The 22,434-nt window shown below is 58.8% G+C and carries 22 protein-coding genes; 6 read left to right on the top strand and 16 right to left on the bottom strand.

Annotated features, from left to right (window positions below; translation table 11 throughout):
* Positions 1-86: 86 nt before the first annotated feature.
* The 3 genes from hda to ACA070_RS08435 form a co-directional block, all read right to left on the bottom strand.
* Positions 87-791 (bottom strand): DnaA regulatory inactivator Hda, encoded by a 705-nt coding sequence (hda, locus tag ACA070_RS08445; RefSeq protein ID WP_010456804.1) that lies wholly within the window; start codon positions 789-791, stop codon positions 87-89.
* Positions 792-1,021: 230 nt separating this feature from the next.
* Entirely contained in the window at positions 1,022-2,095 is a 1,074-nt protein-coding gene (locus tag ACA070_RS08440; protein ID WP_497450765.1) for an AI-2E family transporter, read from the bottom strand.
* Between the two features lie 38 nt (positions 2,096-2,133).
* Positions 2,134-3,195 carry a DUF8605 domain-containing protein gene (locus tag ACA070_RS08435; RefSeq protein ID WP_497450764.1) on the bottom strand — a complete coding sequence of 354 codons (1,062 nt, stop codon included), beginning with the start codon at positions 3,193-3,195 and terminating at the stop codon, positions 2,134-2,136.
* Between the two features lie 384 nt (positions 3,196-3,579).
* Between ACA070_RS08435 and purM the strand changes: the two genes are divergently transcribed.
* From purM to ACA070_RS08420, 3 genes are read left to right on the top strand one after another with little or no spacing between them, the layout of a single operon-like run.
* Positions 3,580-4,638 carry a phosphoribosylformylglycinamidine cyclo-ligase gene (purM, locus tag ACA070_RS08430; protein WP_109628650.1) on the top strand — a complete coding sequence of 353 codons (1,059 nt, stop codon included), beginning with the start codon at positions 3,580-3,582 and terminating at the stop codon, positions 4,636-4,638.
* Entirely contained in the window at positions 4,638-5,288 is a 651-nt protein-coding gene (purN, locus tag ACA070_RS08425) for a phosphoribosylglycinamide formyltransferase (RefSeq protein ID WP_077749781.1), read from the top strand. The genes purM and purN overlap by 1 nt, the downstream gene beginning before the upstream one ends.
* A gap of 8 nt (positions 5,289-5,296) precedes the next feature.
* Complete coding sequence (locus ACA070_RS08420; RefSeq protein ID WP_497450763.1) at positions 5,297-6,010, top strand: DUF3108 domain-containing protein; 714 nt, start codon at positions 5,297-5,299, stop codon at positions 6,008-6,010.
* Between the two features lie 64 nt (positions 6,011-6,074).
* Here ACA070_RS08420 and ACA070_RS08415 read toward each other — a convergent pair whose 3' ends face one another.
* From ACA070_RS08415 to ACA070_RS08405, 3 genes are all read right to left on the bottom strand, one after another.
* On the bottom strand, positions 6,075-7,253 hold the full coding sequence (locus ACA070_RS08415; protein ID WP_497450762.1) for a trans-sulfuration enzyme family protein: 1,179 nt from the start codon (positions 7,251-7,253) through the stop codon (positions 6,075-6,077).
* Positions 7,250-8,626, bottom strand: coding sequence for a pyridoxal-phosphate dependent enzyme (locus ACA070_RS08410; protein WP_497450761.1), 1,377 nt, complete (start codon positions 8,624-8,626; stop codon positions 7,250-7,252). Before ACA070_RS08410 ends, ACA070_RS08415 begins: the two co-directional genes overlap by 4 nt.
* A 149-nt stretch (positions 8,627-8,775) precedes the next feature.
* Positions 8,776-9,774, bottom strand: coding sequence for an amidohydrolase family protein (locus ACA070_RS08405; protein WP_497451925.1), 999 nt, complete (start codon positions 9,772-9,774; stop codon positions 8,776-8,778).
* A 154-nt stretch (positions 9,775-9,928) separates the two neighbouring features.
* Between ACA070_RS08405 and ACA070_RS08400 the strand changes: the two genes are divergently transcribed.
* Together ACA070_RS08400 and ACA070_RS08395 are read left to right on the top strand one after the other, a co-directional pair.
* Positions 9,929-10,345, top strand: coding sequence for an OsmC family protein (locus ACA070_RS08400; protein ID WP_497450760.1), 417 nt, complete (start codon positions 9,929-9,931; stop codon positions 10,343-10,345).
* 61 nt (positions 10,346-10,406) lie between these two features.
* A complete protein-coding gene (locus tag ACA070_RS08395) occupies positions 10,407-11,267 on the top strand; it encodes a pirin family protein (RefSeq protein ID WP_497450759.1) in 861 nt (286 codons plus the stop codon).
* Positions 11,268-11,400: 133 nt separating this feature from the next.
* Here ACA070_RS08395 and ACA070_RS08390 read toward each other — a convergent pair whose 3' ends face one another.
* The 4 genes from ACA070_RS08390 to ACA070_RS08375 form a co-directional block, all read right to left on the bottom strand.
* A complete protein-coding gene (locus tag ACA070_RS08390) occupies positions 11,401-12,129 on the bottom strand; it encodes a dienelactone hydrolase family protein (protein WP_497450758.1) in 729 nt (242 codons plus the stop codon).
* A 66-nt stretch (positions 12,130-12,195) separates the two neighbouring features.
* Positions 12,196-14,100: a molecular chaperone HtpG gene (gene htpG, locus ACA070_RS08385; RefSeq protein WP_497450757.1), complete on the bottom strand. Its 1,905-nt coding sequence runs from the start codon at positions 14,098-14,100 to the stop codon at positions 12,196-12,198.
* A gap of 81 nt (positions 14,101-14,181) precedes the next feature.
* Positions 14,182-14,634, bottom strand: a complete 453-nt coding sequence (locus tag ACA070_RS08380) for a PaaI family thioesterase (protein WP_497450756.1) — start codon at positions 14,632-14,634, stop codon at positions 14,182-14,184.
* Positions 14,631-15,107 (bottom strand): PaaI family thioesterase, encoded by a 477-nt coding sequence (locus ACA070_RS08375; protein ID WP_497450755.1) that lies wholly within the window; start codon positions 15,105-15,107, stop codon positions 14,631-14,633. The genes ACA070_RS08380 and ACA070_RS08375 overlap by 4 nt, the downstream gene beginning before the upstream one ends.
* Positions 15,108-15,264: 157 nt before the next feature.
* Here ACA070_RS08375 and ACA070_RS08370 point away from each other — a divergent pair, with 157 nt between their 5' ends.
* Entirely contained in the window at positions 15,265-15,498 is a 234-nt protein-coding gene (locus tag ACA070_RS08370; RefSeq protein WP_497450754.1) for a hypothetical protein, read from the top strand.
* A gap of 68 nt (positions 15,499-15,566) precedes the next feature.
* On the opposite strand, the gene ACA070_RS08365 is transcribed toward ACA070_RS08370, so the two are convergent.
* The 6 genes from ACA070_RS08365 to lpdA all read right to left on the bottom strand — a co-directional run bounded on the left by ACA070_RS08365 (position 15,567) and on the right by lpdA (position 22,426).
* Complete coding sequence (locus ACA070_RS08365) at positions 15,567-15,968, bottom strand: MAPEG family protein (protein ID WP_497450753.1); 402 nt, start codon at positions 15,966-15,968, stop codon at positions 15,567-15,569.
* Positions 15,968-16,705, bottom strand: coding sequence for a DUF599 domain-containing protein (locus ACA070_RS08360; protein WP_497450752.1), 738 nt, complete (start codon positions 16,703-16,705; stop codon positions 15,968-15,970). The genes ACA070_RS08365 and ACA070_RS08360 overlap by 1 nt, the downstream gene beginning before the upstream one ends.
* Positions 16,706-16,968: 263 nt before the next feature.
* Positions 16,969-18,282, bottom strand: a complete 1,314-nt coding sequence (brnQ, locus tag ACA070_RS08355; RefSeq protein WP_497450751.1) for a branched-chain amino acid transport system II carrier protein — start codon at positions 18,280-18,282, stop codon at positions 16,969-16,971.
* Between the two features lie 463 nt (positions 18,283-18,745).
* On the bottom strand, positions 18,746-19,627 hold the full coding sequence (gene sucD / locus ACA070_RS08350) for a succinate--CoA ligase subunit alpha (RefSeq protein WP_008148605.1): 882 nt from the start codon (positions 19,625-19,627) through the stop codon (positions 18,746-18,748).
* Positions 19,627-20,793 (bottom strand): ADP-forming succinate--CoA ligase subunit beta, encoded by a 1,167-nt coding sequence (sucC, locus tag ACA070_RS08345; protein WP_008148602.1) that lies wholly within the window; start codon positions 20,791-20,793, stop codon positions 19,627-19,629. Before sucC ends, sucD begins: the two co-directional genes overlap by 1 nt.
* Positions 20,794-20,989: 196 nt before the next feature.
* Positions 20,990-22,426 (bottom strand): dihydrolipoyl dehydrogenase, encoded by a 1,437-nt coding sequence (lpdA, locus tag ACA070_RS08340; RefSeq protein WP_403099562.1) that lies wholly within the window; start codon positions 22,424-22,426, stop codon positions 20,990-20,992.
* Between the last annotated feature and the right edge of the window lie 8 nt (positions 22,427-22,434).

Raw genomic sequence — 22,434 nt, 5'->3', positions numbered from 1 at the left:
GCTGCCTGCGACCTGTAGGAAAGCGGATTTTCTGACGCCTGAAATATGCCAAAACCCGAGCCAGGCTTGGGTTTTATGGGACTTTTTTACCAGCCCAGGGTTTCTTTAAGGAAGGGAATCGTCAGCTTGCGCTGAGCTTGAAGGGAGGCCTGATCGAGACGCTCAAGCAGCTCGAAAAGCGCACTCATGCTGCGGGTGCCGCGAGTCAAAATAAAATGCCCGACTTCGTCGGTCAGGTGCAGGCCACGACGGGAAGCACGCAGTTGCAAGGCGCGCAATTTGTCTTCGTCGGAGAGCGGACGCATCTGGAAGATCAGTGCCAGGGTAAGACGAGACTTCAAGTCAGCCAGCTTCACCGGCAATTCGCGCGGCGAGGTCGATGCAGCAATCAGCAGACGCCGACCGCTGTCGCGCAGACGATTGAACAGATGGAACAGCGCCTCTTCCCAATCCGCCCGGCCGGCGACCGCCTGCAAATCATCAAGGCAGACCAGTTCGTATTGTTCGAGGTTGTCGAGAATCGAGATGCCGCGATCCAGCAGCTCGGCCAACGGCAGATACACCGCCGGCTCCCCCAGTTGCTCGAAGCGCAGGCAGGCTGCCTGCAACAAGTGCGTACGCCCTACCCCGTCCTTGCCCCAGAGATAAATCAGGCTTTCGGTCCAGCCGGCGTCGGCTTCGCATAGCCGCTCGACATAGCCGAGTGCTGCGGCATTGGCGCCTGGGTAGTAATTGATAAAGGTAGCGTCATCACGCAGACGCACACCTAGGGGCAGCTGAATCGGTTTCATGCTGACTGAACAGTTCCAAAGGAACCGTTAGTGGCCTCTGTGTAAAGTTTGCGAAGTTTATACCCGTGAGGCGGGTCGCACAATGCGACAGACCACAAGCAAAATCAAAGGTTTGCGTTAACGCCCTGGTTTTATGACAGTTTCTTTGGCGGCGCATGTGACAGCAGCGCGGGGAATACGGGCCAACCTGGCAATTAACCAGGCCGCCCGCCGTGAGACGTCGACGCCCCTTATAGTTCAGGTTCGTCCGTACCGCTGTAGATATCCGAATCTTTATACAAATCATGCACATGGCGCACCAGCACCATGATCACCGCCGCCACCGGCAACGCCAGTAATATGCCGGTAAAGCCGAACAGCTCGCCCCCGGCCAGAATGGCGAAGATCACCGCCACCGGGTGCAGGCCGATACGATCGCCCACCAGCAAGGGCGTCAGCACCATGCCTTCCAGTGCCTGGCCAACCATGAACACCGCGACGATACCGAACATGGGATACAGATCGCCACCAAACTGGAACAGGCCGGCAACCAACGCAGCACCGATCCCGATCACAAAGCCCATGTACGGCACGATCGCCGCCAAACCGGCAATCATGCCGATCAACAACCCTAACTCCAGCCCTATCAACATCAGGCCCGCCGAGTAGATCACCCCCAGCGCCACCATCACCAGCAACTGCCCGCGCACGAATGCACCCAGTACTTCATGGCATTCACCGGCCAGGGTCACGATGCGCTCTTCGTTTTCACGGGGCAGCAGGCTGCGGACCTTGGCCATCATCACGTCCCAGTCCCGCAGCAGGTAAAAACTCACCACCGGGATCAGCACCAGATTCGCCAGCCATCCAATCAACGCCAGCCCGGAAGCCGTCGCCTGGCTCAGCACCACCCCGACAATGTCGGTGGTCTGGCCCATGTGTTCGCTGATCGCGGCCTTGAGCTTGTCGAACTTCCAGAAATTATCCGACAGCCCGAACTTCGATTGCGCCCACGGCAGTGCGGTGTGCTGCAGCCAGTCGAGCATCTGCGGCGCCAGCTCATACAAACGAAACAGCTGCTTGGCGAGCATCGGCACCAACACCAACAGCAATGTCGTGAAGATCAAGGTGAACAACGCGAACACCGCCACCACGCCCCAGGTGCGTGACAGGCCGGCCCTTTCCAGCCGATCCACCAGCGGATCGAACAGATAGGCCAGCAGCAACGCCACCAGAAAGGGCGTCAGGATCGGATGCAACAACCAGACAAACACGCAGAGCAGAATTACCCCACCCAACCAGAACCAACGCCGCGTATCGGCCATGAACCACTCCATATGCATCTATATAAAGAAAGAAAACCTTACCAACGGAATCGCAGCTGCGGCACCCGCGCCGGAATTGGCGCGACCACAGGCGCCGAACCATCAGCCACCGGTTGCACAGGGGCTACCGGAGCTGGCGCCTCACCGGCCGGCACCTCTTGCAACTTCGCCAGGGACAGCTGCGAGCGTAACTGCTCAGGGCTGCCATTGACCCGATAGAGAATGCGCTCGCCGTCGACCGTTTGCAGGCGCGCACCAAAAGGTTCCAGCAAGCGCCCAAGGGCGGCGTAGCGTTCCAGGTTCATGCCCTGCACTTCCAGCAATTGCTCGCCAGAAGCCCCCGGCTTCACGACAAACCGCGGCGCCAGACGCTCACTGACGGCCAGCATCACTGCGTCAGCCACAGCGGTCTGGTCCGCGCCCTGCACGCTGCCCGCCTCCTTCTTGTCGCCCAGCCACAAATTCCACTTGGCCTGCCATTGGCCGCCCTCTTCACGGGCATGTACCGCGAGCAAGCCGTCAGCGTTGTAACGGTCCGATGCACCACGCAGTGGCGCTGCATCCGTCCCTTCAAGATTCGGCGCCGTAGCGACCAGTTGCTCACTCAGGTCGGCCAACGGCAAACGCAACGGCAGACCACGGTGTTGGGCCGCGCGACGCAACGGCGCGGCGCTGGCCTGGCCATCACCCACCAGGCTCGAACCCTCTGCGGAGTCGTTCAACCACCAACTCAGGATCGACGGCCGATTCGCGCCCCACAGAGACAGCCCCGCGCGGCGCAAGGCTTGCTCGGTGGTGGACGGGTCGAAATCGATTTTCAGTACTTCCGGCGGGCCGGCGTCAAAGCCATATTGGCTGATGATCTGTTGCGGATCTTTGCGCAGCGCCGCCAATCCCGGACTTTGCGCAGCCTTGGGATCACCGGTCAGGCGCAGCACCAGCGTATCGAGCGCGCGCTGGGTCGCCTGATCGCGCTCCTCGGCCGACTGACTGCTGACAGGCTCGCGCACTTGATACAGGCCTTTGACGGTTTCGGCCTGACTCGCCAGGCTGACCATGGACAAACAGCCTGCAAACAACAATTTAGAAAAAAAACGCATGGAAGATTCCTGACGACTAGAGCGGCTGGAACAGACCGCATGAAGATGATCGAGCAAGGCTGTGACCACGTCCCTGCGCAAAACATTCACCACGACCTGACTAAGTTTTCGCACTGTCATAACGATAGACGGTTAATCGCGATACCTTATACAGCCATCGGGGACGCGACCAACACGAGCAATAACGGTTTTTTTCGGCCGATATGCCCCTGCCGTCGGCGTGAGGATGGCCGCTGCCCCTCAAGCCTGATAAAATCGCGCGCCTTCGCAGACCGGCAACAGCCGGGCAGTGTCGGAATAGCGCGCAAGGCTCTCGCCTACGCCGTTTCGGCCGCCCCACTGGACTCGGTCGTTACCCCTGAATCCCCCCTAAAGGCCTGGATCATGAGCAAGCAACCCTCCCTGAGCTACAAGGACGCCGGTGTAGACATCGACGCCGGTGAAGCATTGGTCGAACGCATCAAGAGCGTCGCCAAGCGCACTGCGCGCCCGGAAGTCATGGGCGGCCTGGGCGGTTTCGGCGCCCTCTGCGAAATCCCGGCCGGCTACAAGCAGCCCGTACTGGTTTCCGGCACCGACGGCGTGGGCACCAAGCTGCGCCTGGCACTGAACCTGAACAAGCACGACAGCATCGGCATCGACCTTGTGGCCATGTGCGTGAACGACCTGGTGGTCTGCGGCGCCGAGCCGCTGTTCTTCCTCGACTACTACGCCACCGGCAAACTCAACGTTGAAACCGCGACCCAGGTCGTGACCGGCATCGGCGCTGGCTGTGAATTGTCCGGCTGCTCCCTGGTCGGCGGCGAAACCGCTGAAATGCCTGGCATGTACGAAGGCGAAGACTACGACCTGGCCGGCTTCTGCGTCGGCGTCGTGGAAAAATCCGAAATCATCGACGGTTCGAAAGTCGCTGCCGGCGACGCCCTGCTCGCCCTGCCGTCTTCCGGCCCGCACTCCAACGGCTACTCGCTGATCCGCAAGATCATCGAAGTGTCCGGTGCCGACATCGAAAACATCCAGCTCGACGGCAAACCGCTGACCGACCTGCTGATGGCCCCGACCCGCATCTACGTGAAGCCGCTGCTCAAGCTGATCAAAGACACCGGCGCTGTCAAAGCCATGGCCCACATCACCGGTGGCGGCCTGCTGGACAACATCCCGCGCGTTCTGCCAAAAGGCGCACAAGCGGTGGTTGACGTGGCGAGCTGGACCCGTCCTGCCGTGTTCGACTGGCTGCAAGAGAAAGGCAACGTCGACGAAAACGAAATGCACCGCGTGCTGAACTGCGGCGTCGGCATGGTTATCTGCGTTGGCCAGGAGCACGTTGAAACTGCGCTGAACGTCCTGCGTGAAGCCGGCGAGCAGCCTTGGGTCATCGGTCAGATCGCCACCGCTGCCGAAGGCGCGGCTCAGGTAGAACTGAAGAATCTCAAGGCTCATTGATGTCCCAGACCTGTGATGTGGTGGTGCTGTTGTCCGGCACCGGCAGTAACTTGCAGGCCTTGATCGACAGCACGCGGACCGGCGACAGCCCGGTCCGCATCGCCGCGGTGATTTCCAACCGCGCCGATGCTTACGGCCTGCAACGCGCCAGGGACGCGGGTATCGACACCCGCTCCCTGGATCACAAGGCGTTCGAAGGCCGCGAAGCCTTCGATGCCGCGCTGATCGAACTGATCGACGCCTTCAACCCCAAACTCGTGGTACTGGCCGGTTTCATGCGCATTCTCAGCGCTGACTTCGTGCGCCACTACGCGGGTCGCCTGCTTAACATCCATCCCTCGCTGCTGCCCAAATACAAAGGGTTACACACTCATCAGCGCGCGCTGGAGGCCGGCGACACGGAACACGGCTGCTCCGTGCACTTCGTCACCGAGGAACTCGATGGCGGACCGCTGGTCGTACAGGCAGTAATACCGGTAGAGTTGCACGATTCGCCGCAGAGTCTGGCGCAGCGGGTCCACGTTCAGGAACACCTGATCTACCCGATGGCCGTACGCTGGTTTGCCGAAGGTCGTTTATCCCTCGGTGAACAAGGTGCTTTACTGGATGGAAAGCTACTCGCGGCCAGCGGCCACTTGATTCGAAACTAGGAGATTTTATGCGTCGCGCCCTGCTCTTCGCTTGCGCTCTGTTTGCCCTGCCTTTCGCGCAGGCTGCAGAACTTCAACCTTTCTCCGCCAGCTACACCGCCGACTGGAAGCAGCTGCCCATGAGCGGCACGGCTGAACGCAGCCTGACCAAGGAAGCCAACGGTGTCTGGAAGCTCAGCTTCAAGGCCTCGATGATGATCGCCAGCCTGTCTGAAGAAAGCACCCTGACCGTGGACAAGGACACCCTGCTGCCACAGTCCTACCACTTCGAACGTGGCGGTCTGGGTAAAGCCAAGAAAGCCGACCTGGACTTCGACTGGACCACCAAAATGGTCACCGGAACCGATCGTGGTGACGCGGTCAAGATCCCGCTCAACCGTGGCATGGTCGACAAATCCACCTATCAGCTTGCTCTTCAGCATGATGTGGCTGCCGGCAAGAAAAGCATGAGCTATCAGGTCGTCGATGATGGCGAAGTCGATACCTATGACTTCCGCGTGCTGGGTTCGGAAAAAGTCGACACCAAGGCTGGCCAGATCGATGCGATCAAGGTCGAGCGTGTGCGCGATCCGACACAAAGCAAGCGCATCACCGTCCTCTGGTTTGCCAAGGACTGGGATTACCTGCTGGTCCGCCTGCAACAGGTCGAAACCGACGGCAAGGAGTACAACATCATGCTCCTCGACGGCAAGGTCAACGGCAAGACTGTCAAAGGCAACTGATCCGGTTCGACACAAGAATCCGGAATCCGCCAAGGATTCCGGATTTTTTTATGCCTGCTGAAAGTTAAATCCGCGCCAGCGCCTGGTCCAGGTCGGCGCGCAGATCTTCGACATCCTCAACCCCCACCGACAAACGCACCAGCGCATCGCCGATCCCGAGTTGCGCGCGGGTGTCTGCCGGGATGGTCGCATGGGTCATGATCGCCGGGTGCTCTATCAGGCTTTCCACCCCGCCCAGGCTCTCGGCCAGGGCGAAGATCTGCACACTTTCGAGGAAGCGTCTGGCGCCGGCCAGGTCGCTGTTCAGGTCGAGGGAAATCATCCCGCCGAATCCTCGCATCTGCTGGCGTGCCAATTCGTGCTGCGGGTGCGACGGCAGACCCGGATAGTAAACGCGCGCCACCTGCGGCTGACGCTCCAGCCATTGCGCCAGCTCCAGCGCGTTGCTGCAATGGCGCTCCATACGCAACGCCAGGGTCTTCACCCCACGCAGGGTGAGGAACGCGTCAAACGGCCCGGCGATAGCGCCCACCGCGTTTTGCAGGAAGCCCAGGCGCTCGGCCAGATCGGCGTTCTGCCCGACCACCGCGATACCGCCGATTACATCGGAGTGGCCGTTCAGGTACTTGGTCGTCGAGTGCACCACGATATCGAAACCCAGCTCCAGCGGACGCTGTATCCACGGGCTGGCGAAGGTGTTGTCGGCCACAGACAGGATGCCTCGCTCGCGGCAGATGCGCGCGATGGCGGCCAGATCAGAGAGGCGCAGCAAAGGATTGCTTGGCGTCTCGACACAGACCATCCGCGTGTCGTCCTGCAACGCCGCTTCGAAGGCGGACAAGTCGGTCAGGTCGACGTAGCTGAAACGATGTCCGGCACTGCGCTGACGCACCTTGTCGAACAGTCGAAACGTTCCGCCGTACAGGTCGTTGCCGGAGACGATGTGCGCGTTGGCGTCGAGCAGCTCCAGCACGGTGGAAATCGCCGCCAGCCCGGAAGCAAAGGCGAACGCCCGGGTCCCGCCCTCAAGGTCCGCTACGCAACGCTCCAGCGCAAAGCGCGTCGGGTTGTGCGAGCGCCCGTAGTCGAAGCCCTTGTGTACGCCGGGGCTCTGCTGCAAATAGGTGGAGTTGGCATAAATCGGCGGCATCAGCGCCCCGGTGGAAGGATCCGGTGTCTGTCCGGCATGGATCACACGGGTGCCAAAGGCGCGTGGCGAGCCGGTTTCATCGTGCTGACTCATGTAAGAGATCTCCGTAAATGATTGAGCATGTCGACTCGCGTAATCAAGCCGTGGAAACCCGAGGCGTCGGCGATGATCGCCACCAGCCCGCGATCGAGCTCCGCCTGCAGTTCGGCCAGACTGGCGCCAGCCGGCAGGGTTTGCAACTTGTCAGTCATTGCGCTGGCCACGGGCCTGCGCAAGTGCGAAGCGTCTTCGTGCACGCCCAGCAGAATATCGGACTCGTCGATCACGCCGATCAGCCGCTTTCCGTCAGCTAACACCGGCAGTTGTGACACATCCGCCAGGCGCATGCGCTGGAAGGCCGTGAGCAGCGTGTCGTCGGGGCCGACGCTGATCACTCGGCCATCCTCGAAGCGCCGGGCGATCAGGTCACGCAGATCGCCGTAGCGTTTGTATTGCAGCAGGCCCTGATCGTTCATCCACTGGTCGTTGTAGACCTTCGACAGGTATCGGGTGCCGGTATCGCAGACGAAGCTGACCACCCGTTTCGGCTCGGTTTGCTCGCGACAGTAGCGCAGCGCCGCCGCCAGCAAAGTGCCGGTCGAGGAACCGCCGAGAATGCCTTCGGCGCGCAGCAATTGGCGGGCATGATCGAAGCTTTCCTCGTCGCTGATCGAATAGGCGTGGCGTACGCTGGAAAGGTCGGCAATCGACGGAATGAAGTCTTCACCGATGCCTTCCACCGCCCATGAACCGGCCTTCCCAAGGGTGCCACTGCGGCTGTACTCGGCCATCACCGAGCCGACCGGGTCGGCCAGCACCATTTCCAGGTTCGGCTGTACGCGCTGGAAGAAGCGGGTCAGCCCGGTCAGCGTGCCGGCCGAACCGACACCGACGACGATGGCATCCAGATCGTGCTGGGTCTGCGCCCAGATCTCCGGCGCGGTGCTGCACTCGTGGGCCAGCGGGTTGGCCGGGTTGTTGAACTGGTCGGCGAAGAAGGCGTCGGGAATTTCCTGTGCCAACCGCGCCGCCACGTCCTGATAGTAATCGGGATGACCCTTGCCGACGTCGGAGCGGGTGATGTGCACCTCGGCGCCCATGGCCTTGAGGTGCAAGACCTTCTCGGTGGACATTTTGTCCGGCACCACCAGCACCACTCGATAACCTTTGGCACGGCCGACCAGTGCCAGGCCGAGGCCGGTGTTACCAGCGGTGGCCTCGACGATGGTGCCGCCAGGTTGCAGACGGCCATCGCGTTCGGCGGCGTCGATCATCGCCAGGCCGATGCGATCCTTGATCGAGCCGCCGGGGTTCTGTGATTCGAGTTTGAGAAAAAGGGTGCACGGGCCGGTATCAAAGCGGCTGACGCGCACCAGCGGCGTATTGCCGATCAGTTCAAGCACGGCAGGGCGGGAGTCGTTTGGCATGTCGTAACCTCGCTGCGAGAATCCGCACTGGATGGACAGCGACTTGCGGCGGATCATCGCGCGCCAGTCGCCAGTAATGCCTCGCTTGGAACATAGGCAGGGATTGCACCATCCGCAACCGTGCGCAGCCAATCGGTAGTCGGGTCGCCTTAACGGTTGCGCGGCAGGATCGCCAGGAAATTGTCCCGCGCGACTTTTCTCGCAACCCCCTCAGGCAAGGCGTCGAGAAACGGTTCGAAGCTGCGCATTTCCTTACCGAGCTTGTTGAAACGTCCCACCACATCAGAGCCAATCATGAAGCGATCCGGGAAGCGTTCCACAAGCCTCAACCACGCTTCTGAAGGTTTGCCCTGCTCATCCAGCAGGTAAGGCGTGAGCATGCTCCAGGACAGGTCGATGAACAGGTTGGGGTAAGCCTCAAGCATTCGGGTCAGGGTCGGCAACAGAAAATCCAGCTGGGTCTGATGCCGATGGACCTCGACGCTGGTGCCCGCGTGAGCCCAAATGAATCGCGTGTGCGGGTGATTACGCAGCGGTTCCTCGACTTCCGACAGGTACAGCGGATTTTTCTCACGCTTGGAGGTGATGTTGGAGTGCAGCATCACCGGCAAGTCGTTCTCGGCCGCGAGGTGATAAATCCGCGTCATCGCTTCGTTGTTGGCCCGTGGCGTATCGCCGGCGGTCAGCGCGGTCAGGTCGTCATGCCGGGTAAACACTTCGCCGATCCCCTGCCATAGCCCAGGATTGAGGTCGAGCATGCGCTGAATGTGCGCTGCGGAGTTTTTGTCGTTGGGATTGAAGCCTGACAGGAACGGGTGAAAACGCTGACGCTGCTCGGGCGTCAATTTGTTCACCGCTGCCGCGACAATCACATCCGTCGCGCTGTACCAATAGGCATCGGCGTCATCACCGGCGTAGTAGCGCGGCCGTTTGGGTTCGTCTTCGTGCCATTTCTTCGCCACCGGGATGCCGGAAATCATCACATGCTCAATGGCATTGTCGTCCATGGCCTTGAGCAAGGTCGGCATGCCCGCCGTTTCCTGGAAGAAGTCCACGTAATGCAGGTGCGCATCGCTGTAGGCGTATTCGCGTGCATTGGCGACAGCACTGGACAGCGCCAACAAACAGGCAAGGCTCAAACGGAACATGGGCACGGGCTATCTCCGGGGGCAGGAAGAACGTAGACCTTCGCTCACGCGAGACGGTTCAGCCTGTAAGAAAGTGGAACGCGCATCGGTAGGAATGCTCTATACCTTCAAGGTCTTTTTTGATCGAATGACTTTTTAGCCTGGGAGGCTTCTCATGACCGTTACCGTCAATACCGTTTCCGCCGAAGGTTTTCGCCACAGCGTCCAGATCGACGACCACGAACTCTTTGCCGATGTGCCGACTGCATCTGGCGGCGAAGGCACGGCACCAGAGCCACACGATTACTTCGATGCCGCCCTGGGTGCCTGCAAGGCCCTGACGCTGAAGATGTACGCCAAGAAGAAAGACATTCCCCTGACCGGCGTCACGGTTGAAGTCAAACGTGACAACAGCGAAGAGCAGAAAGGCAAATATGCCCTGCACGTCAAACTGACCCTCAAGGGTGTGCTCACCGACGCTCAGCGCGACGAGTTGCAGCGCGTGGCCGACCGTTGCCCGGTGCACAAGTTGATGACCAGCACCGAAGTCAGCATCGAAACCCATCTGTCCGAAGGCGCCTTCAGCCAATAGCGGCAAGGGCTGCGCAAGCGGGTTATGCTCCACGCGTCACCCGCTCAGCCTGGAATGCACCATGAACACTCCGCTCGTGATCCGCCCTCGCGCCGAAGATGTCGAAGGCCAGCCGATTCTGCGCCCGCTGCCGTCAGCCAAATGCCGTAGCGTCGGGCCTTTCGTATTTTTCGACCACATGCTTGAGACCCGTTATGCGGCGGGTAAAGGCATGAACATCCGTCAGCATCCACACATTGGCCTGTCCACCCTCACCTATTTGTTCGACGGAAAAATCCAGCACAAGGACAGTCTCGGTTCCGACCAGGTGGTGGACGCCGGTGATGTCAGCTGGATGACGGCGGGCAGCGCGATCGCCCATGTCGAGCGAACGCCTGAGGCGTTGAAGAACACTGGCTTCACCATGCACGGCTTGCAGGTTTGGCTCGCGTCCCCCAAGAAGCACGAACAGGGGCCTGGCCACTATAGCCATCACCCGGCGGCGACGTTGCCGGTCAGCGATAACCTTGGCGTGAAGATCCGGATGATTGCCGGGTCAGGCTTTTGCCTGGAATCACCGGTTCCGGTGCTTTCTCCGACGTTGTATGCGGAATTGAACCTGCAAACCGCGACGACCTTGCTGATTCCGACTGAGCATGAGGAGCGGGCGTTGTATGTGCTGAGTGGCGAAGCGCAGCTGGATGGCGAGTTACTGGAACTGAATGCGCTGGTGGTGTTGCCTGCCGGAGAGGAAATGACATTGTTCGCCGAGAGCGACTGTCATGCGGTGCTGTTTGGTGGGGCACCGCTGGACGGGCCACGGCGGATCAACTGGAATTTTGTGGCGAGCGATCCGGCGGCGATCGATGAAGCGCGGCGACGCTGGGCGGCCGGGGATTGGCCGACGGTGCCGGGGGAAGTTGAGCGGATCGAACTGCCTTAAGTAATTCGGTGTTTGTTATACCGTCATCGCGAGCAGGCTCACTCCCACAGGGAAATGCATTCCAATGTGGAAGCGAGCCTGCTCGCGATGGGGCCAGCACTAACAGCAAAAGTGTCAGGGCAAAGAACAGCTATCAGCCCTTGAACACTTCATCCAGCAAATTGTGCATCGAGGTAAACGCCCGCCCCGCCGTCTTCGCGTCATACATCATCTTCCCCGGCACATTGGCATGGGGATCAGTAAACGAATGCACCGCACCGCCATAGCTCAGCAGTTGCCAATCCACGCTCGCCGCGTTCATTTCCTCTTCAAACGCCGGTAATTGCTCTTTTGGCACCAACGGGTCGGATGCGCCGTGCAGCACCAGCACCGAGCCCTTGATGTTTTTCGCATCATTGACGTTCGGCGTATCCAGCGTGCCATGGAACGAAACCGCCGCTTTTACCGGGGCGCCCGTGCGGGCCAGTTCCAGCGCGCAGCAACCGCCAAAGCAGAAACCGAAGGTCGCCAGCTTCGAAGTATCAACCGCTGCCTCGCCCTGCCCTTGCAACTGTTCGAACGCTGCCTGCATGCGCTTGCGCAGCAATGCGCGGTCGTTCTTCAGCGGCATCATCGCCGCGCCTGCCTCGTCGCCGTTCTGCGGACGTACCGTCTGGCCGTACAGGTCCGCGATCAGCACCACAAAGCCCTTGGCCGCCACGGACTTGGCGATCTCCTCGGCACCGGCGCTGACGCCCATCCAGTTCGGCGCCATCAACAGACCGGGGCGCGGGCCTTTGTGGTCGGCATCGAACGCCAGACGGCTTTCATACGACTGGCCATCAATCTGATAAGCGACAGAACGAACAGTGATTTGGCTCATGACTAACTCCCAGTAAAAGACACCAGAATGAAAAAACCCGCCGAAGCGGGTTTTTGTACAACTCAGTTAAACCGACAGTTCAACCAGCAGCTTGTTGAGGCGGCGCACATACGCGGCCGGGTCTTTCAAGCTGTCGCCGGCGGCCAGGGCCGCCTGATCGAAGAGGATGTGCGACAGGTCGCCGAAGCGTTCGTCGCTCTGCTCGTTGTCGAGCTTCTCGATCAGCGGGTGAGCCGGGTTGAATTCGAAGATCGGCTTCGAATCCGGAACCTTCTGACCGCTGGCTTCGAGGATCTGACGCATCTGCATGCCCAGGTCCTGCTCGCCAATGGCCAGAATCGCCGGGGAATCGGTCAGACGGTGGGAAACCCGCACTTCGGCAACAGAGTCGCCCAAAGCAGTTTTCAGACGCTCAACCAGGCCTTCTTTGGACTTGGCGACTTCTTCCGCGGCTTTCTTGTCTTCTTCCGAGTCCAGGTTGCCCAGGTCCAGGTCACCCCGCGCCACGTCGACAAAGCTCTTGCCGTCGAAGTCGCTGAGGTAGCTCATCAGCCACTCGTCGATGCGGTCGGTCAGCAGCAGCACTTCGATGCCTTTCTTGCGGAAGACTTCCAGGTGCGGGCTGTTTTTGACTTGCGCGTAGGTTTCGCCGGTCAGGTAGTAGATCTTGTCCTGACCTTCCTTGGCGCGAGCCAGATACTCGGCCAGACCCACCACTTGCTCGCCTTCATCACCGTTGGTCGATGCGAAACGCAGCAGGCCAGCGATTTTCTCTTTGTTGGCGAAATCTTCTGCCGGGCCTTCTTTCATGACTTGGCCGAAGTTTTTCCAGAAGCCTTTGTATTGCTCAGGCTCGTTCTTCGCCAGTTTTTCCAGCATGTCCAGAACGCGCTTGGTCAGCGCCGACTTCATGGAGTCGATGATCGGGTCTTTCTGCAGGATTTCCCGCGACACGTTCAGCGACAGGTCGTTGGAATCGACCACGCCTTTGATGAAGCGCAGGTACAGCGGCAGGAACGACTCGGCCTGATCCATGACGAATACGCGCTGTACGTACAGCTTCAGGCCTTTCGGCGCTTCACGCTGGTACAGGTCGAACGGTGCACGGGTCGGCACGTACAGCAGCGAGCTGTATTCGAGCTTGCCTTCGACCTTGTTGTGGCTCCAGCTCAGCGGATTTTCGTAATCGTGAGCGATGTGTTTGTAGAACTCCTGGTATTCCTCGTCCTTGATCTCGGTGCGAGGACGGGTCCACAGGGCGCTGGCACGGTTGACGGTTTCCCACTCAACGGCTGGCTTTTCTTCGCCTTCGACAGCTGCCACTTCTTTCGGCAACTCGATCGGCAAAGCGATGTGGTCGGAGTACTTCTTGATGATGTTGCGCAGACGCCAGCCATCGGCGAATTCGTCTTCACCGGACTTCAGGTGCAGGACGATACGGGTACCGCGCTCGGCTTTCTCAACGGTGGCAACTTCAAAATCGCCTTCACCCTTGGACGACCAGTGCACGCCTTCGCTGGCGGCAGCACCGGCACGGCGGCTGAATACGTCAACTTTGTCGGCGACGATGAACGCCGAATAGAAACCGACACCGAACTGACCGATCAGGTGCGAGTCTTTCTTCTGATCGCCAGACAGGTGTTTCATGAAGTCGGCAGTGCCGGATTTGGCGATCGTACCCAGGTGGGTGATCGCGTCTTCACGGCTCATGCCGATGCCGTTGTCTTCGAGGGTGACGGTTTTGGCGTCCTTGTCGAAGCTGACACGGATTTTCAGTTCGGCGCCACCTTCCAGCAGTTCAGGCTTGGACAGGGCTTCGAAACGTAATTTGTCGACAGCGTCAGAGGCGTTCGAGATCAATTCGCGAAGGAAAATTTCCTTGTTGGAATACAGCGAATGGATCATGAGGTGCAGCAGTTGCTTCACCTCGGTCTGGAAGCCCAGGGTTTCCTTTTGAGTTTCCACACTCATGGTCATCAAACTCCAATCAGATGGCAGTGGCCGCGACCTTCAGGGTCGACGGCGGGTTGTCATCAGAGTTTGGGGCTGAGTTCAGGATTTCAAGGGCTCTTCAATTTTGAAATGGCCGCGGGCCGTGGCAATCGGTTCGGCTTCGGTGGTTTGCCAGGCCGTAATCGCTACGTTTGCGACGCGCCGGCCCTGACGGCAGACCTGACATTTGGCCCAGGTATCGCGAAACTGCCCGGTTCGCAGGTAATCGAGAGAAAAGTCGATGATCTTCGGCACACCGGGCGAACCGGTGAAAATCAGCAGGTGCAGCGCTGCCGACAGCTCCATGAAACCGGCGATCACCCCACCATGTATGGCGGGCAGTAAAGGGTTACCAATGTTGTCCTTATTGGCTGGCAGGCGAAACAGCAGCTCGTCACCAACACGGGAACACTCGACGCCGATCAGTTTGGCGTAGGGAAGCAAATGCAGCAGCGAGGCGTAGTCCCCCTGCTCATGGGCCTGCTGAAGTTGCTCTTTGAAAGTGTCAGTCATTTCGCACCTCCGGCGATCACACCACCAAAACCCTTGGCGCCTTTGACGGCTTTGCCCATGCGCATGAACGTGCCGACGACATGAGCGATGGGCTGCTCGGGATCGTCCTGGTAGGCAAAGCCCCGAGCGAAGATCACGTCGGTGGTCACCCGGTAGCATTGGGCGAAACCGTAGACATCCTTATGCGGCTCGGCGGCGTGCATGTAGTCGATGCGCAAATCGAGGGTCGGACAGACTTCAAATTCGGGCAGGATGCAGAGGGTCGACATGCCGCACGCAGTGTCCATCAGGGTCGTCAGCGCCCCGCCATGGATCACTCCAGTCTGCGGATTGCCGACAATTTGCGGGCTGTACGGCAGGATGACCGTCAGCCCTTCGCTGCTGGCGCTGTGAACGCGCAAACCCAGTACCTGACAATGCCTGAGCGCTGAGAGAAATCGCGTCGCGCGCTCAAAAACGGGGCTTTCGGCCATGTGATAAACACTCTTCTTAACATTCGGAAATCGTATTCAGCGTATTCGTAAAAGTTCCCGTGGGAATAATCTTATATATCTGAACGAATTGAGGAACTTAACCCTGATGGCTGTGCTCGAAAGGCCAGTAGATATTTTCCATAAGGAGAAACACCCCATGCGTAAGACTTTAGCTATTGCCTTGATGTTGACCGCTTCCCTCGGTCTCGCTGCCTGCGATAAAAAATCCGAGGACAAAGCTCAAGATGCTAACCAACATGCTGAGCAAGCTCAGCAAGACATGAACAAAGCTCAGGATAAAGTGAACGACGCTGCGAAAGAAAACGCCGAAGCTGCCAAAGCTCAGGCTGAATCGGAAGCAGCGGCAGCAAAAGAAGCACCTAAAAACTAAAACAGTTTTTAGCGTGATAAAGAAAACCCGCCAAGTGCGGGTTTTCTTTTGCCTTGTGATTTGCCCCGTTAGAGCAAAATGGTTCTAAAAGTCGGACTAATCATCAGCAGCAAAGAACACACTAGTCCGATGAACCACACCAGACTCCGCTGCCAGGCAAGATCAGCCCAATAGCACAATAAATAAACGATTCGGGTAATCACAAAGATGATTGCCAGCGAATCGATCAGCCACCCCGCCGTTTGCGTGGTGTGCGCCATCAACACCCCCACCGCAAATAAGATGAACGCCTCGAAGCAGTTCTGATGCGCTGCCACCGCACGGGCGCCAAAGCCTGTGAGTTGCGCTTGTTGCTGTCGCGGCAGGTGATTGTTGTACCCGCCCTGCTCTTTCATCGCCTTGGCCACCGGAATCTTTGCCACATAAATCAGCAAGGCGCTGATAAACACGCACCAGAACGGAATACTCATCAAGCGACCTCTTTATTGGCTTCGGGCAATGGTGCCTCTGTAGGGGTATAGACCATCACGTCGAGGACGTCGGAATGAAACTCTCGGCGATACAACACCAGTACCACGCCGGCACTCATCAACATGAACAGCCACGGGCTGACGAACCAGGCCAGCATGGTCATGCCGAAGTAGTAAGAGCGCAGGCCAAAGTTGAACTGGTTGGCGGCCATGGAAATCACCCGGGCGGCACGGGCAGCAAAGGCTTTACGCTCTTGTTCGGAAACGTGGCGCTCCCCGATCATCGGTGCCGAGCCGATCAGAATCGCGGCGAAGTTGTACTGGCGCATGCACCAGCTGAACGTAAAGAACGCATAGACAAACACCAGCGCCAGGCACAGCAACTTGATTTCCGACATGCCTTGCGACGCCTGTTGCACCATCGGAATATCCGCCAACAACGACACGGCGCGTTCAGACGCACCGAGCACCGTCAGAATACCGGCCAGGATAATCAGTGTGCTGGAGGCGAAGAACGAGGCGTTGCGCTCAAGGTTGCCGACCACGCTGGCGTCTGCGATGCGGTTGTCACGTAGCAGCATGCGGCGCATCCAGTCTTCGCGGTACAGGTGCAGCACACTGGCCAGGCACGCGGTGTCGCGGCCCTTCCACGAGGCGTATCGGGTGTAACCGCCCCAGCAGATGACAAACCAGACGGCGGCGAGGAGGTGGATGATGTTGGCATAGATGAACGACATGCAGGTCCTTGTGATGTAGATGCGGAGTACATGGCCCCTGTGGGAGCGAGCCTGCTCGCGATAGCAGAATCACATTCAATAGAGATAGTGAATGATCTACCGCAATCGCGAGCAGGCTCGCTCCCACAGGAGATTTGCAGTGCTTCGACGTTAGCTGACAAAAAAAGACACTGCATCACGCCCATAAAAAATGCCCCGTATCGATTGATACGGGGCATTTCTGTTAATGCTCAAGACTCGCTTGTGGCGAGTCGTGAAGCTGCTTAAGCCAGCGCTTCTTCGCGCTTGCCCAGCAGACGGTCGCAAACCACCGCGACCACCAGGGTCATGACTGACGGCACCAGCCATGCCAAGCCCTGCTCGCTCAGCGGCAAATGGGACAGCTGAGTCGGCATCCAGTCCGCCAGACCTGCGCCCTTGAGCGCATCGATCAGGCCGAAAATGAACGAGACCAGCATTACCGGACCAACGATGCGGCCCTGCTCATGCCAGAAGTCTTTGCAGAAGCTCAGCGCTACCAGCGCGATGCACGGCGGGTAAATCGCTGTCAGCACCGGGATCGAGAACGCAATCAGCTTGGTGAGGCCCAGGTTGGACACAAACAGCGAGAACACCGCCAGGATGATCACCAGTGTCTTGTAAGACAAAGGCAACACACGGCTGAAGTACTCGGCGCAGGCGCAGGTCAGGCCGACAGCCGTCACCAGGCAAGCCAGCGAGATCAGCACGGCAAGGAAACCACTGCCCAACGAACCGAAGGTGTGTTGAACGTAAGCGTGCAAAACCGCCGCGCCATTAGTAGCACCGGCCGCCACTTCATGGCTGCCGGAACCGAGACGGAACAGGCTGACGTACACCAGCGCCAGGCCCACGCCGGCAATCAGACCGGCAATGATCGCGTAACGGGTGATCAGCACCGGCGATTCGACGCCACGGGAGCGGATCGCGTTGACGATGACGATGCCGAACACCAGTGCGCCGAGGGTATCCATGGTCAGGTAACCATTGATGAACCCTTGGGAGAACGGTGCCGCCACGTATTCCGGGGTGGCCACGCCGATGTCGCCGGCCGGCAGCGCGAACGCGGCAATGCCGAGTGCGGCCAGGGCGATGATCTTCAGGGGTGCGAGGAAACGTCCCACGGTGTCCAGCAAACGGCCCGGATAGAGCGAAATGAAGAACACCAGCAGGAAGTACACCGAACTGTAGAGAAACAGCGCGAGAGGACTTTCGCCGGTCAACGGCGCGAGACCCACTTCGAACGACACGGTCGCGGTGCGCGGCGTGGCGAACAGCGGGCCCACGGCGAGGTAACACGCGGCGGCCAGCAGGCCACCGGCGATTTTGCCGATCGGGCTGCTCAACGCATCCATCGCACCACCGACCTTGGCCAGCGCAATCACGGTGATCACTGGCAGACCGACCGCGGTGATCAGAAAGCCCAGCGCTGCCATCCAGACATTAGGCCCGGACTGCAAACCGACGATAGGCGGGAAGATGATGTTGCCAGCCCCGACGAACAGGGCAAATGTCATAAAACCAAGTGCCAGGATGTCCTGACCTTTCAAAACTTTCATTAAGGAAATATCCACACTACTGAATCGGAATTTAGAGAGGGATTTCCCTTGTGGGTGAGGGAAATGCTGTCGGTCCGTATAGGACTGACCCTTTAGCGCGTTGCTTCCTTGTGGGCCGCGGACGCAAAAATGGCTGCCAGCCTAACGAATTTGCCCGACAAACGCACTGTTAAGGGGCGATCTATCCGATACGCGACATTTCTGTGTCGCGTTTATATATCTAATTTACTTGCACAGAATCCTGTGGCGAGGGAGCTTGCTCCCGCTCGGCTGCGCAGCAGCCGTAAATCCATTGCATGCGGTGTACCAGACAAACTTCGATGGCCGGTTTTGGGGCCGCTTCGCAGCCCAGCGGGAGCAAGCTCCCTCGCCACAAAAAGCGCTGCAATATCTAAACCCCGGAAACGACAAAGGCCACCCGAAGGTGGCCTTTGTTTGGTGAAGCGTCAGCTAAGCGCGAGGCTTATTTGATCGCCCAACCGGTCAGCTCGGACAAAGCCTTGCCGATGTCTGCCAGCGAACGCACGGTTTTAACACCTGCGTCTTCCAGGGCAGCAAACTTCTCGTCTGCAGTGCCCTTGCCGCCAGAGATGATTGCGCCAGCATGGCCCATGCGCTTGCCTGCAGGGGCAGTCACACCAGCGATGTAGGAAACAACCGGCTTGGTCACGTGTGCCTTGATGTAGGCAGCCGCTTCTTCTTCAGCCGAACCGCCGATCTCGCCGATCATGACGATCGCTTCGGTCTTCGGGTCTTCCTGGAACAGCTTCAGGATGTCGATGAAGTTCGAACCCGGGATCGGGTCACCGCCGATGCCGACGCAAGTCGACTGACCGAAACCGGCGTCAGTAGTCTGCTTGACAGCTTCGTAGGTCAGGGTGCCGGAACGGGAAACGATACCGACCTTGCCTGGCAAGTGAATGTGACCTGGCATGATGCCGATCTTGCATTCGCCTGGAGTGATCACGCCTGGGCAGTTAGGACCGATCAGGACTACGCCCAGTTCGTCGCACTTGACCTTGGCATCCAGCATGTCCAGGGTAGGAATGCCTTCAGTGATGCAGACGATCAGCTTGATGCCGCCGAATGCTGCTTCCAGGATGGAGTCCTTGCAGAAAGGAGCTGGAACGTAGATCACGCTGGCGGTGGCGCCAGTGGCAGCTACAGCATCTTTCACGGTGTTGAACACTGGCAGACCCAGGTGCTCGGTGCCGCCTTTGCCAGGAGTAACGCCACCCACCATCTTGGTGCCGTATTCGATGGCTTGCTGGGTGTGGAAACTACCTTGCGAACCGGTAATACCCTGGCAGATAACTTTGGTGTCTTTATTGATCAGGACGCTCATTATTTGCCCTCCGCAGCTTTAACGACTTGTTGAGCAGCGTCGGTCAGGCTGGTAGCAGCGATGATGTTCAAACCGCTTTCTGCCAGTACTTTAGCGCCCAGTTCAGCGTTGTTGCCTTCAAGGCGAACAACAACCGGGATTTTCACGCCGACTTCTTTCACTGCACCGATGATGCCTTCGGCAATCATGTCGCAACGAACGATGCCGCCGAAGATGTTGACCAGTACTGCAGCGACGTTAGTGTCGGACAGGATGATCTTGAACGCTTCGGTAACGCGTTCTTTGGTAGCACCGCCGCCCACGTCGAGGAAGTTGGCTGGTTTGCCGCCATGCAGGTTGACGATGTCCATGGTACCCATGGCCAGGCCAGCACCGTTGACCATGCAACCGATGTTGCCTTCCAGCGCTACGTAGTTCAGTTCGAACTTGGCAGCGTGCGCTTCGCGCGGATCGTCTTGCGACGGATCGTGGAAAGTCTTCAGCTTAGGCTGACGGTACATGGCGTTGGCGTCGATGTTGATCTTGGCGTCGAGGCAATGCAGATCGCCGTCAGCCTTGATCACCAGCGGGTTCACTTCCAGCAGAGCCAGGTCGTGATCCTTGAACAGTTTGGCCAGACCTACGAAGATCTTGGCGAACTGAGCAACTTGCTTGCCTTCCAGACCCAGCTGGAATGCCAGCTCGCGACCCTGGAATGGCTGAGCGCCTACCAGTGGATCGATAGTGGCTTTCAGAATTTTTTCTGGAGTGTCGTGAGCGATTTTCTCGATGTCCACGCCACCTTCGGTGGAAGCCATGAACACGATGCGACGGCTCGAACGGTCAACGACAGCGCCCAGGTACAGCTCTTTAGCGATATCAGTGCACGATTCAACCAGGATCTTGGTGACTGGCTGACCATTGGCATCAGTCTGGTAAGTCACCAGACGCTTGCCCAACCACTGTTGAGCGAATGCTTTGGCGTCTTCTTTGCTGCGAACCAGCTTGACGCCGCCCGCTTTACCGCGACCACCTGCGTGAACCTGGGCTTTGACAACCCATTCGGTCCCGCCGATTTTGTCGCACGCTTCTGCTGCTGCTTCCGGGGTGTCTACGGCGAAACCCTGGGATACTGGCAGGCCGTATTCAGCGAAGAGCTGCTTACCCTGATACTCGTGAAGATTCATGCTTATTACCGTCTTCGTTAGGTACTGCGCATTCGGTGCTGCACTTGTTCAAGTGCCGCACCACCTGTGACTGCTGCTCGCGTAGCCTTTCCGGTCAACCGGTGCCACTACGCGAGACTGCGTCCAGCGGATATTCCGCGGTGAGTCTTGCATGCAAGGCTCACGACGGGCCATTCCGCCGTGGTTTCTTATTGTCTTAACGCTTCTTGCGGTTGGCGATGTGGATGGCGCCGCCATTCACTGCCAGAGCTGCTTCGTGCAAGGCTTCAGACAGGGTCGGATGGGAGAAAACCATCATGCCCAGGTCTTCAGCGCTGGTGCCGAATTCCATACCGATTGCGCCCTGCTGAACCAGTTCTGCAGCGCTCGGGCCAATCACGTGGACGCCCAATACGCGGTCAGTCTTGGCATCGGCAATGACTTTGACGAAACCGCCGGTATCGTTGGCTGCCATGGCACGGCCGCTGGCTGCGAACGGGAAGGTGCCAACGTTAACTTCAACGCCTTCAGCCTTCAAGACCTGCTCGGTTTTGCCGACCCACGCGATTTCCGGGTGAGTATAAATAACAGAAGGGATCAGGTCATAGTTGATTTGGGCTTTGTGGCCCTTGATGCGCTCAACGACCATGATGCCTTCTTCGGACGCCTTGTGCGCCAGCATCATGCCGCGAACCACGTCACCGATCGCGTAAACGCCCGGTACGCTGGTGGCGCACTGGTCGTCAACGAATACGAAACCGCGCTCGTCGATGTTCACACCGCTGTCGGCAGCCAACAGTTCGGTGGTCACTGGACGGCGACCAACGGCAACGATCAGCTTGTCGAAAGTGATGTTCTGTTCGCCATTGGCATCGGTGTAGTTCACGACAACTTCGTTGCCATTCACTTTGGAACCGGTGACGCGAGCGCCCAGCTTGATGTCCAGACCTTGTTTGGTCAGGGTTTTGAAAGCTTCTTTGGAAACGGCGTCGTCAGCGGCTGGCAGGAACTTCTCCAGTGCTTCCAGGACAACCACTTCCGAACCCAGACGCGACCAGACCGAACCCAGTTCCAGACCGATTACGCCAGCGCCGATAACGCCCAGACGTTTTGGAACCGATTGGAATTCCAGCGCGCCAGTCGAATCGACGATCACGTTCTGGTCAACCGGAGCCGGTGGAATGTCGATCGGACGCGAGCCCGAAGCCAGAATCACGTTCTCGGCTTCGATGATTTCAACGGTGCCGTCTGGCTTGGTCAGTTCAACTTTCTTGCCGGCCAGCAGTTTGCCGTGGCCTTGCAGGGAAGTGACGCCGTTCGCCTTGAACAGGGTGGCAACGCCAGAGGTCAGGCCTTTGACGATATTGGCTTTACGGCCAACCATTGCCGCCACGTCCATGGTCACGCCAGCGTGATTGATACCGTGGATCGCGAAGCCTTCTTTGGCTTCCTTGTATTTCCAGGAGCTGTCCAGCAGCGCCTTGGAGGGAATGCAGCCGACGTTCAGGCAAGTACCGCCGAGGGCCAGTTTGCCTTCCTTGTCGGTGTATTTCTCGATGCAGGCAGTGGAGAGGCCCAGTTGCGCTGCTTTAATGGCAGCCACGTAGCCGCCAGGGCCCGCGCCAATCACTACCACGTCGAATTTCTGAGTCATGTGTCATT

The organism is Pseudomonas sp. LBUM1678 (assembly GCF_059695575.1).
Note: the sequence above shows the minus strand (reverse complement) of the source record. Positions and strands in the feature narration are given on the sequence as shown.